Consider the following 12,508-nt stretch of genomic DNA (forward strand, 5'->3'; position numbering starts at 1 on the left):
TTTAAAACTCCTTTAACATGATCACTTTAAAAAAACGCATTGATATTTCTCAATGCGTTTTAATTTTAGATTTAATGTGGATTTTTAGGATTAGGTACGATTGGATTTACAATATTATCTCCATTCGCTCCTCCTGTACCCGGCGTTTGATCACCTGGCTTCGTACCTTCTCCTGTCCCGTTTCCATTCCCTTGCTCATTTCCAGTTCCTTGTCCATTTCCATTTCCCTGTCCATTTCCATTTCCTTGTCCACCTTCATTTACAGGTGGAGTAGTTGGTTGTTCAGGTGAAGATAAATCAACAGTAACTGTAACAGGTCCACTCTTACCTTCAGCACTCATAGCAACAATCGCTATTTTTACAATATCTCCAGGGACAATTCCATTAATACTTGTTGCTGTACCTTGAATTTTTTGAGTTTGTCCCGCTGCACCATTTACAGTATAACTTACTTCAAAAGAGGTTTTTTGAAGCAGATTTGCAGGATACGTCCAATTTAATGAAATATTACTTGTAACAGGATCATAATTCGCCTTAACATTTTTTGCAGACTCAATCACAATATCTTTTGGAATATCATCTACTTTTTCTCCACGAATGTATAATTCATTTCGAATTTCTTCAACCGATGAAGGTTTTCTAAATATTGCGTTTCGATCACCATTTGCAGCTAACATATCTCTTGCAATGTATTTGGCAATATTCGTTGAACCTTTACCAAGAAAGTTATTCTTTTTATTTTTTTCATACCCAGTCCAAACAGCCATTGTAACATCTGAAGAATATCCTATAAACCAACTATCACGAGTTGCGTTATCCGGAAATCCGTATTTTTGTTTTACTTCATCAGAATAGTTTGTCGTACCTGTTTTACCTGCCATATCAAGCCCTGGTACATTTGCTCTCTTACCAGTACCAAGTGGTGTTTTTACTACATCGCGAAGCATATCTGTTACCATATATGCAGTATAATCACTCATTACTTGTTTAGGCTCAGTTGCAAATACTTTTTCAGTTTTATCAGGATAAATAATTTTTTTAACGGAGTGAGGCTTATTATAAATTCCACTATTTCCAAATGCAGCATAAGCTCCTGCCATCTCCATTGCTGATACACCTGTGAATCCTCCAATAGAATAAGATTCATAATATGTATTTTTCGAAAAATTAAACCCTAAACCATTCCCAAATTCTCTAGAGCGATCACTTCCTACAGCCTGGAAAGTCTTTAATGCAGGAATATTTCGAGAATCGACTAATGCTAATCGAATTGAAATATTACCTTTGTATTTGCGATCCCAGTTTCTAATAGGTGTCCCATTAGAATATGTATAAGGTTCGTCAAGAATTTGATGAAAAGTTGACCATTTTAAATACTGAATAGCTGGACCGTAATCAAGTATAGGTTTAATCGAAGATCCCGGCTGTCTTTTAATATCAGTTGCAAAGTTTAAACCACCAGTACTTGTATTTCTACCAGCACCTACTGCTCGAATTTCACCTGATTTCGTATCTAATAATACAAAGCCAGTTTGAAATTCATCACTCGGATAGAAGCTTTTTCCCCTACTTAATATTTCATCAGCTTTATCTTGAGCTTTAGGATCTAATGTAGTTTCAATCGTTAGCCCATCTGTATAAACATTTGCATCACTGTTTTTTTCTACTTCGTTTACGACTACATCGATAAATGAATTGTATTTTGTACCACCAGATTCATGTACCTTTACTAATGATTTCATTGGTATTGCTTTTGCAGTTGTATATTGTTCCTCTGTAATATAACCATATTTTTTCATTTGACTTAAAACCGTATTTCTACGATTTTGTGACTGTGTAGGGTGCTTTGCAGGATTATAGCTATTTGGGGCCTTCACCATACCTGCTAAAGTTGCTGCTTCTGGCAATGTAATTTTAGATAAATCTTTACTAAAATAAGTTTCACAAGCTTTAGCTACCCCATATACTCCTCGCCCTTTAAGACCATTTGAAAAGTAAACTTTATTTAAATACATTTCTAATATTTGATGTTTAGAGTATCTTTGTTCTAATTTAAATGCTAAGTACATTTCCTGAACTTTACGCTTAATTGTTTTTTGAGAAGATAAAAATGAGTTTTTTACTACTTGCTGGGTGATTGTACTTCCACCTTGTGATCCAAAACCTCCAGTAATATTGGCTAAAACTGCACCAAATACCCGTCGAATGTCTACGCCTTTATGTTTATAAAACCGCACATCTTCAGTGGCAATAAATGCGTCCTCTACAACCTTTGGAATTTCATTGTAGGACACTTTTGTTCGTTGTTCTCTACCTAATTCGGCTACTACTTTGCCATCCTTATCGACAATAGTCGAAGATAGCGGTACTTTAAGTTTTGATTCATCTAGTGCGGGTGCTCCGCTAACTAAATATGAAAATATTCCTACACCAATCAGTATGAAAACAATTACGATTGATAATAATGTTACAGTAATTTTTTTCCATAAGCCTTCAGACTTATTGGAAATTTTAGAAGGCTTTTCCAGCCGTTTACGTTCTTCTCGCGAACGATATTCATTTGCCATCTTAGTTCGCCTGCCTTTTTAGTAAAATAGAGCTTTTTGGGGCAAAAATTATACTTTTTATTTAAACCAATTTAGTAATAATAGTATTTTCTACACGCTCTACTTTCATGTACATGTACTGAAGAATATCTTCCTCAAATAAAAAAACAGATAAACCGCTCTTTAAGGTTCATCTGTTTTACAAAATCTAATTAGTTATTTAATTTGCATTAGACGAAAACGTCTTTTCAATAAAATCAATTACTCTCTTCATATATGGTTCAGGTTCTTCAATAAATGTTGTAATATGTCCATGTTCTGTTAGCCATAATGTTTTTTCGTTTTCATTAGGGATTTGTTCATAAATCATTTCACTACTACTGAATGGTACTTTCAAATCATTTTTTCCATGAATTAATAAATAATTTGTAGAATTTCCTTTTTGAACTGATATGACTGGAGACACTTCTTTTGGATCAATCTTTAATAGGTGTTTCATCGAACGTAAAATGATTGAAGTAAACGGTTTTTTAGGTAATTTTGACCAAACACTTAAATTATCTTCCAAATAAGTTTGTAAATCATGAAATGGGCTATCTGCAATAACTCCTTTAATTTGCGGATGAAGACTGCCAACTAATAAACATGTCGCACCACCCATACTCCATCCAAGCAAAACAATTTCAAGTTGATTTCGTTGATTAATCACATATTCGACTGCCGACGATAAATCATGCTGCTCATAATATCCAATTCCTGTTGTTCGTCCACCTGATTTTCCACTATTACGGAAGTCAAACATCAATACATTATACCCTTGATCATGGATTGATTGGACAATTCGAAGACCATTAATCTTTTTTTGACTTCGTTCATCTGTATACCCGTGTGCAGTTATAACAGTTTTAGATGTTGAATTTTTTGCTGGTATCCACCATCCTCTTAGCACAACTTGATCAAGATTACTCTTAAATTCAACCTCTTCAAATTGCAAATTGTAATCGGCAGGGGTTTGTTCGGTTTTTCGTCTAAATGGATGCGTTAAAATTAAACCGACTAATATCGGTATTAGGAAGAATAAAAACGGAGACAAAATTAACATCCAAATTAAAAGCTTATTTATTTTTTTCCGTTCCATCTTGCACACTCCTTTTGTCTGGTAGCCCAATAGAAGTTCTTCTATTTAAAGTATGAAATATGTTAGACTTTGTTAGTCTTAATCAAATTTTATTTATGTATTAATTGTATCTTTTTAAGTTCCTGTTAATCAATAAATAAGGGGTGCCGAAATTTCAGTTACACCGAATTTTTAGGCACCCCATTTAATGAACTTTAGATTAACTTTAAAAATTTACTTACGTGCTAATTTCTGATGTCTTCCATTATACAATCTTGTGGTCCTTGTCTATATGTTAAAATAACTAATGTTGTGATTGCGACTAAATAAAATAATAGCATTGCACAAAATCCGATTACTAAGAACATAAGATTACCACCTTTATATTTGTTATGATTTTCACAAGTTAAATTTAACATATAAAGTTTAGGATTAATTCTCGATATTATGTATTTTCTTGTGATAAAATTCACAAAGTTGCATTTGAGATATCATGGAGCATGAAACAATTAGTTAATACTAAAAAGTGTAATGGCAACAATTACGTTATTTGCCGAATCGTTGCCGTCATCAATTATCTCCAAATTATATATAAATTTATAATTACTTATAGCAACTTATTATGCGAAAAAAGCTATTAATTTATATTTAATTTTAACAAAATTATTTTTAACGAAAAGCACTCATCTATTAAATCTAATATTAAAATTCGTACCATTGTCACTAGTTGTAAAATCAATGGTTGCGTTATTTCGCTTTGCAATCGCATAACAAATTGCTAATCCCAATCCAGTTCCATTTTCTTTTGATGTGACAAATGGTGTGGAAATTCTCTCGATTATTTCAGGTGGAATCCCAGTTCCTTCATCATTAATTGACATAACAATTTTATCGTCTTCAATATAAGTATGTATTTTTACAATTTTTCTAACATCCATTGCATCTAAGGAATTACTAACCATATTTAAAAGTAGCTGTCGGATTTCATTTTGATCAATGATTAAATTAGGAATTTCATTTAGCTCTCTTATAATGAGTTTGTCCTCTTTTAATGCTCTAGTTTCAAGAAATGGATATAAAGTATTTATTATTTGATTTAAATTATGTTCTTCAAGCTTGTTAGGCCTTTTCTTTGCAATATCGAGAAATTCAGTAATAATTGCATTTACCCGATTAATTTCATCGATCATTAATTCAAATATTTGACTATAGCTTTCAAAGTCTTTATTTTGTAATCCTAATTGTAAAAATCCCTTTACTGTAGTAAGAGGATTTCTAATTTCGTGCGCTACACCAGCAGCCATTTCTCCTATTATTTTTAGTTTTTCATCTCTCAGATATATTACTAAAAATAGCTAGTATCCCATTCTGATCGGGTATCACCTTAATTTCATATGGAATAAGTGAATACTCCGTTATTGTTTCAAATGACTGGATTTTTTGTTCATTATAGGCCTTATTGTAATAGTGATAAACATCTGTATTCACATAATTAGGTAATGCATTCCACATACAAACGCCGATTAACTCCTTTTTGGGCTTTTCAATCATCGCTTCAGCAGCCTTATTTATAAAAACAAATTCCATTTTCGAATTTAAATAGTAACATCCTTCCGCCATGTTATTAAAAACTTCATGTAGGTCAACATGATTAATTAATTGATTTTCTTTATTTAATGATAAATTACTATTTGAAACCAAAGTCATCATACCCCTTCCTTTTTTGATGACTAATAAAAAATCTAACCAGTTTATTTTAGAATATCATATTTCTGAATTTTCAGAAATAAACACTTATCCCATTATTCAGTTAGATACAAACAAAATTAAATTTATAATTTCATTACATTACTTAAAAGATACTCTTTTTACTTCTTTCTTTATACTAAATCCAGGAAAAAATCCACCCTTTTGAGGTTCTCTTTATTATGATCATTAGTAAACAATATAAATAGAACAATATATAAAAATTATTATTGAGCACCCGGTTACTTATTATTTTAAAAATGCAAAAAACAACAAATGCACCAAATGGAAATTTAAAATAGCTCAAAACACAAAAAATCCCCTCATATTTTCCCTATGAACAATAGGTGAATTATAGAAGGAAAAGTTTTAAATGAGTATAATTTTTTTACTTTAAAAGAATTTAACTATCATTCTTATTAATGAGTTTAATTGCTTTTTGGATCGACCGTTTTATTCCTGTGTATCCTGTACATCTACATAAATTACCTGATAAAGCTTCATTTATTTCTTCATCTGTAGGATTTGAATTTGTATCAAGAAGCGCTTTTACAGCCATTATCATACCTGGAGTGCAATATCCACATTGATATCCGCCCTCTTCTAAGAAAGATAATTGAATCGGGTGGAGCCCTTTTTCTGCTATTCCTTCAATTGTACAAATTGATGTATTATTTACTTGATAGGCCATCATCAGACAAGAATTAACTAATTTATTATCCATATGAACCGCACATGCCCCACACCGACCAATTTCACATGAGATTTTAGTTCCCGTCAGTTTTAATTCATCTCTTAAAATGTCAATTAGACGTTTGGTAGGTGAAACATATAATTGCTTTTCCTTATTATTTATTTTTAAATTTAGTTCAAGTAAATGAATAGGTTGATCTTGATCATATTTATTCATACCCATTAGCTCATCTCCTTGAATTTATTAATTGCAATAAATATTCTGGGGAAATTGGTAATTTATTGATCCAACATCCTGTCGCGTCGAAAATTGCCCTAGCAATTGCAGGAGCAACAGCAACTGTTCCGATTTCTCCAACTCCTCTAGGTCCAAATGAATCTTCTTCAACAAGATTTTCTATTGGGACTACATTTAATTTAGATGGAACATCACAAATTGTTGGTATTAAATACGTATCAAAGTTATCAGAAATGTATTTACCTTTTTCCATTATCGAATCTTCCATCAATGTATACCCTAATGCCATAACACCTCCACCCTCGATTTGACCTTTATAACCTAAAAGATTGACAACTGGACCAGCAGCAACTACTTGGTCTAATCCAATGATCTTGGTTTTTCCAGTCAAAAGGTCTACTTCTACTTGTGCCAAAACGGATGCGAAAGAATAAAGATAGTGACTACCTCCAACAGTAGCATCAGGACTTATCGGAAAATCAAAAGATGTCTGAACGATTATATCTTGTTTTTGAGGCAATTTTTGAGCAAGCTCTTTATACGTCATAATAAATTTTTCTTCTCTATCGTTAACTTTTAGCCAAATCCCTTTAGGTCCCATTTCAAGAAAGTTAATCGGTAATCTAGTAACCTTTTGAGCTAGTTCAAGAACTTGGATCTTAAATGAAGCTTCCATTCTTTTTAAAGAATGCCACACCATGCTTGTAGCTCTCGATGCTGTAGAAGAACCACTAATTGGCACCAATTCAGTATCACCTATAATAATATTAATATCTTGTTCAGAACAATTAAATTCATCGATTAATAATGTTTCAATTACAGCTAGAATACCTTGACCACATTCTTCAAATCCAAAAGCTGCTTCTATTTTACCTTTTCGAGTAAACGATAACCGACCTCCCGCTGGGTCTATTCTGTCGACCCCAAGTCCCCCACCATGCATTGTGATCGCAATACCTTTTCCATAAACCTTCCAATTCTGATTATGCTCATTTTTATTTAATAGAGGTGTATTACATATTCGATTTAATACATCATAAGCACTGTTTGTTGGTACGATTTTTTGACCTAATGGGCCTAAATCATTTGTTTTTCTTAGATTTATTAAACGAAATTCGATTGGATCCATATTAAGCTTTTCAGCAATTCGTTCGATTTGACCCTCAAGAGCAAACGTAATTTGATTTCCTCCAAATCCTCTAAATTCACCAGCAACTCCATTATTTGTAAATACTGAACACCCTTCAATTTCAATATTAGATATGATATAAGGTCCTGATGCATGTTCAATAGCAAAATCTAATACTGCAGGACCTAATGTTGCGTATGCACCTGTATCAGCAATAATTTTTACTTTATGTGCTTTAATTTCTCCAATTGCGTTTACACCTGTTTTCATTGTAATTTTCATTGGATGTCGTTTTAATCCAGACTTAACAGATTCGCTTCTACTTTGGTGAATTTTTATTGGACATTTAGTTTTTAGAGCTAACAATGCACCGTATGGTTGAATATTTAATTCATCTTTCCCTCCAAATGAACCACCCATTGGGCTAGAGATAATTCGAATTGTTTCTTCTGGCATATTTAGAATCCTGGCCAATTGAAATCGATCTTTAAAACCATGCTGTGTTCCAACATACACCGTTAAATCCCCATTTATTTCAGGGACAATTACTCCACCTTCTGTTTCCATATATGCATGCATTTGCCTAGGTAACTCATATGTTTCTTCAATAATCGTACTACATTCTCGAAACCCCTCGTCAACATCACCTTTTTGATATTTAGACTGATGTAAAATATTTCCTTGTTCATGTAATTTAGGAGCATCAAGGCGAAGGGCCATTTCAGGGCTATCAATAACAGGTAGCTTTCTATATTCCACTTTTATCAACTTTAATGCCTTTTCAGCGATTTCTTCTGAATCAGCGGCGATTGCTGCAATTGCATCACCGATATACCTTACCCGGTCTTTACAAAAAACAGGTTGGTCAGGAACGATCAGACCAAAACCATTTAAACCTGGAATATCCTTATAAGTAACAATAGCTTTAACACCCGAAATTTTTTCAGCTTCTTCAATTGAAATAGATAAGATTTCAGCATGTGGCTCTGTACTTCTTAATACTTTCGCATATAACATTTTTGGAAAGGAAAGGTCCGTAAGATATTTCAGATTTCCGGTCACCTTGTTTAAACCATCAGGACGAATTCTTCTTTCCTTATTGGTAGGGGTCAAATCTTTACGCATTCAATCACCTCTCATTTACTACTTAGTTTAGCAATCTCGGAAACTATAATATTAATTGTAATGTCCTGTTTATAGTTCGAAGATGAAAAATGATCAGAAGGAGGATTGAATTCCTTTTTGATTGACTGAGCTATTTCATTGAATTGAAATGGTGGAAGGAGTAACTCTTTAATAAGCTCTTCTGTACGATTTAACCTTTGGGGCAAAAAAGAGCTACCACTAACTGCTAAGTGAACTTTTTCGATTACCTTTTTTTTGCCGGTTTTGAAATAACCGCAGATACTCACTATACTTTGACAAAAATTCTCTCTTAATCCTATTTTTTTATAGAAATAATTTTCACTAGTTTTCTTTTTTTGAACAGGAATAGTAATACTCACGAGGATAGAATTTAATAAAAAGTTCTTTTCTTTTATACATTCTGTTAATTTTTTTACTTTAATTTTGTCTCCATCATACAATAACAGACTTGCATCCAATACTAATAATGCCGGAATGACATCACCATATCCATTTGCAACATTCCCCCCGATTGTTGCTCTGTTACGAATGGCTGGAGATGCAATATTGCGAACAGCTTCCACTAAGATTGGGACATTTTCAAGGAAGATTGGATTATTCCTACAACAATCTAAAGTTGTTAAAGCTCCAATTTGGATAAAAGATTGCCCATATTTTGTCACTAATTCAATTTCCTTCAATTCTTTAATGTTTTCTATACTTATTATATTTTCCGGACACTGAATTCCCTTTTCCCATTCAGTTTGTAAAAGAGTTCCTCCCGCAATAAGGCATGAATTATAATAATATTGCCGCTTTAATTTGTATGTTTTCTCAAGTGTATCTGGAAACCAAACGGCTTGCTTATTAAGGGTCTCATCTCCTTTTCTAATCACAAATAAAATCAACTCCTTTCGCTACATCATACGCCTCTTTTGTATCGATATCGAAAAAATCCCACTTATTCTCAAATTCAACTAAAAAATCTTCTAGATTAGTATGATTCTGAATAATTGCTCTTGCTCCTTCATCTCCATTTAACATGAATAACTCAGGTATCGTATTTAGCGATAGGATAATAGGGGGTCTAGGAACGCCTTGGAAGCTTGCTGCTAAAAAAGGAATTGTTGAATTCTCACTAACACGATTTAAATAAATTTGATGTAATTCATTAATCGTTTGGATTGATAAAAAAGGTTGGTCTGCTAGGAGGATCATGATCCCTAAAGGCTTTGATTCTAGGGTTTGAGTTACACCACATTTTAGAGAATATGATTGTCCCTTGTTAGCACTTGCGCATGGAACATGTGTCCATAAATCTTTATAAGGTTCTTGAAAAAGATCTTTGCTAATCCAATTTAGTGAATCATCTTCTTTTGTTACGACAAAAACATGGTCAATATTAGAATTGATAAATGTACGTAAACCGATACTTCCAATTGTAGAATTACCTAATGGAAGTGACATTTTATTCTGTCCCATTCTTTTACTACTACCTGCAGCAAGTAAAATTGCAACGATTCTACTATTCTTCATACTTAGATATCTTCTTTATTCTTTGTCGTTGAATTAATTCACCAACAATACTGATTGCAATCTCTTCTGGGCCTTCAGCACCAATTTGCAGGCCAGCTGGACTGTTTATTTCTGTATCTACTTTTTTACCTTCCAAAAGTCGTTGTATTCGTTTTTTTCCACCTAGAACTCCTAAATACTTAAGATGAATATTTAAAATATGATTTACTATTTCCTTGTCTTTTTGGAATTGATGGGTAATGATTATAGCAGAATCAGAAGCAGTCAATTGAAGTCTTGGTATGATTTCGCTCGGAAAGCCCACAAGAATTTGATCTGCGTCTGGAAAGTATTCTTTAGAGCAAAGATCTGCACGCCAATCGGTTATCGTTACAAAGAATCCTGCTAAAGATGCAAGTTTTACTAAAGGAATCGCATCTTTACCTGCTCCGAACACGAATAATCGAGGCTTTGGATAAAAAGTATGTAGATACGTATTAGTTTTAAGCGGTTTAATCATTCGTAACCCACTTTTTTGATTAGTATAATGTAATTCATTAAGAGCACTTTTAACCTGATCTAATTTTCTTTCATTACAATTTCCAAAAAAGGTCTGTTCATCCACGAGGAATAAAGTTTCAACTTCATTACAATCATCAAATAAAATTTTCATCATCGATACACTCATACCATTTAATAAGAATCTTTTTAATTTAGTTAGTAAATTAAACATACTTTCATCAATTGGCTCTAAAAGCACAGTAATAATTCCGTTACACCCTGCTCCATTTCCCCATGTTAAATCATCCTCTGCACTCATGTCATAGGTAACAGTTTGAGGTGTTTTTCTTACTCTTGTTTCTTGAACTCGATATGACAAATCTGCTTCAAGGCAACCGGTACTTAGTAAGCCAACCTCTTTCCCATTTCCCTTAAATAACATAGAAGCTCCTTCTTTCCGGTATGCTGAGCCTTCTACATGAATAATAGTCGCTAATACATCACCCTCTTTAGCTGATGTAATTTCATTTAGTATCTCATGGATACTTTCCATTAGATCACTCCTAAATATAAAATCACTGATTCATAATCCAAACGGCATTTTTTTAGTAAATATTAATATATAGTTCTATGATGAATGTGTTATGTCTCCATACAAAATTAATTAACATAAATAATAACTACAATAAAAAAAGATTAACCATAATCAATGGTTAATCGATAAATTTAAGTAAGTTAAATTGAAAAATATAAACTTAATACAAAATTTTTATTTTTTTATACCTAGCGCGTTCTTTCCAATATTAGCTAGTACAGTTTGTCCATCTTTAGTTGGATGTATATCTCCCTGTCTAACATACGTTGCTTGTTTTTCATCAAACGCAGAAAAAGCATCAGCTATTTTTACATTTTTGTATTTATCTGCAATGCTAGCAATTTTAGGATTAATGATGAAAGATAATATTTGATTTGAAAGTTTATGCATCGGTTGATTATTTACTTGAAATGGATTATAAAAATTGTACAAAACAATCGTAGCATCACTAAGTTCACGAATTTCCTTAATTATTTCATTTAAATTTCCTGTTAATTTTGGCATCATTGAAGCAATTTTAACTGGAAGTTGTTCTAAATGATTACTTTTTTTCAAAGTATGTAACAAATCATTATTTCCTATATCCAAAGTAATATAGTCTGCATGTCTTATTGATTGTCTGAAGTTGATATCATATTTTATTGCTTGTAAAAGATTAGCTGTCGTCCAACCTGGAACGCCTAAATCACGAACTTCAAGGTTTGCGTTTTCACCAATTAGAAATGGGAACGCATAGTTTGATGGTATATTATTATTAGTGCCTAGATTGAAACCAAATGTTATGGAATCTCCAAGACCAACTAGATCAATCTTTTCATAAGTATTAACTTTATCTTCTTTTGCAAGTGCTGTATTTGAAAACAAAGAACCTGCTAACGCAAAAGTAAGAAATGTTATTACAATTTTTTTTCTTTTCAACAAATACGCCCCCTTAAATAAGTGTATTAAGATACTAAACTTCTTTTTATGATTAGTAAAAAGTAGTAATACAAGACTTAAATTACCAATTTTCAGGATTATACTCTAAATATATAGGTATTGTGTTTTATTAAATTATTTGTCTAAAAGAACAAAAACATGTAACCATTTAGCATAGATTTGATAATAAAAGATGAAATTTGAGAAATAAAAAAACTAACTGTATTTATTAGCTTCTTTCACGCTGTTGGATAATAACTTTGTCAATTAATTACCAAATTTTCGTAAAGGAGAAGGGTGTTGTTGATTTCCACTACAGGATGCTCGCCCTTTCCATGGGGCGAGACCTGAGCCTCCTCGGCAAGCCTGCGGGGGCTCAGCCTTC

At 32.5% G+C, this 12,508-nt stretch carries 11 protein-coding genes; all 11 read right to left on the minus strand.

Annotated elements, in window-relative coordinates:
- Positions 1-71 precede the first annotated feature (71 nt).
- Positions 72-2,567: a transglycosylase domain-containing protein gene (locus COE53_RS10255; protein WP_069032203.1), complete on the minus strand. Its 2,496-nt coding sequence runs from the start codon at positions 2,565-2,567 to the stop codon at positions 72-74.
- A gap of 199 nt (positions 2,568-2,766) precedes the next feature.
- The gene (locus COE53_RS10260; RefSeq protein WP_091021240.1) at positions 2,767-3,684 is read right to left on the minus strand and encodes an alpha/beta hydrolase; all 918 of its coding nucleotides are present in this window, start codon (positions 3,682-3,684) and stop codon (positions 2,767-2,769) included.
- A gap of 224 nt (positions 3,685-3,908) precedes the next feature.
- The gene (locus tag COE53_RS24320; RefSeq protein WP_286143666.1) at positions 3,909-4,031 is read right to left on the minus strand and encodes a hypothetical protein; all 123 of its coding nucleotides are present in this window, start codon (positions 4,029-4,031) and stop codon (positions 3,909-3,911) included.
- 315 nt (positions 4,032-4,346) lie between these two features.
- A complete protein-coding gene (locus COE53_RS10265) occupies positions 4,347-4,967 on the minus strand; it encodes an ATP-binding protein (protein WP_091021239.1) in 621 nt (206 codons plus the stop codon).
- Positions 4,968-4,989: 22 nt separating this feature from the next.
- Positions 4,990-5,370: a PAS domain-containing protein gene (locus tag COE53_RS10270; RefSeq protein ID WP_175495537.1), complete on the minus strand. Its 381-nt coding sequence runs from the start codon at positions 5,368-5,370 to the stop codon at positions 4,990-4,992.
- 442 nt (positions 5,371-5,812) lie between these two features.
- Positions 5,813-6,319: a (2Fe-2S)-binding protein gene (locus COE53_RS10275; RefSeq protein ID WP_091021710.1), complete on the minus strand. Its 507-nt coding sequence runs from the start codon at positions 6,317-6,319 to the stop codon at positions 5,813-5,815.
- A 10-nt stretch (positions 6,320-6,329) separates the two neighbouring features.
- Positions 6,330-8,594 carry a xanthine dehydrogenase subunit D gene (pucD, locus tag COE53_RS10280; RefSeq protein WP_091021237.1) on the minus strand — a complete coding sequence of 755 codons (2,265 nt, stop codon included), beginning with the start codon at positions 8,592-8,594 and terminating at the stop codon, positions 6,330-6,332.
- Between the two features lie 11 nt (positions 8,595-8,605).
- On the minus strand, positions 8,606-9,490 hold the full coding sequence (locus tag COE53_RS10285; protein WP_175495536.1) for an FAD binding domain-containing protein: 885 nt from the start codon (positions 9,488-9,490) through the stop codon (positions 8,606-8,608).
- The gene (locus COE53_RS10290) at positions 9,483-10,130 is read right to left on the minus strand and encodes an NTP transferase domain-containing protein (protein ID WP_091021235.1); all 648 of its coding nucleotides are present in this window, start codon (positions 10,128-10,130) and stop codon (positions 9,483-9,485) included. The genes COE53_RS10285 and COE53_RS10290 overlap by 8 nt, the downstream gene beginning before the upstream one ends.
- Positions 10,120-11,163: an XdhC family protein gene (locus COE53_RS10295; RefSeq protein ID WP_098947991.1), complete on the minus strand. Its 1,044-nt coding sequence runs from the start codon at positions 11,161-11,163 to the stop codon at positions 10,120-10,122. The genes COE53_RS10290 and COE53_RS10295 overlap by 11 nt, the downstream gene beginning before the upstream one ends.
- Before the next feature lie 216 nt (positions 11,164-11,379).
- A complete protein-coding gene (locus COE53_RS10300; RefSeq protein WP_286143665.1) occupies positions 11,380-12,123 on the minus strand; it encodes an SGNH/GDSL hydrolase family protein in 744 nt (247 codons plus the stop codon).
- Positions 12,124-12,508 lie beyond the last annotated feature (385 nt).

This window comes from Bacillus sp. AFS029533 (assembly GCF_002585125.1).
Taxonomy (GTDB): Bacteria; Bacillota; Bacilli; order Bacillales; family Bacillaceae_G; genus Gottfriedia; species Gottfriedia luciferensis_B.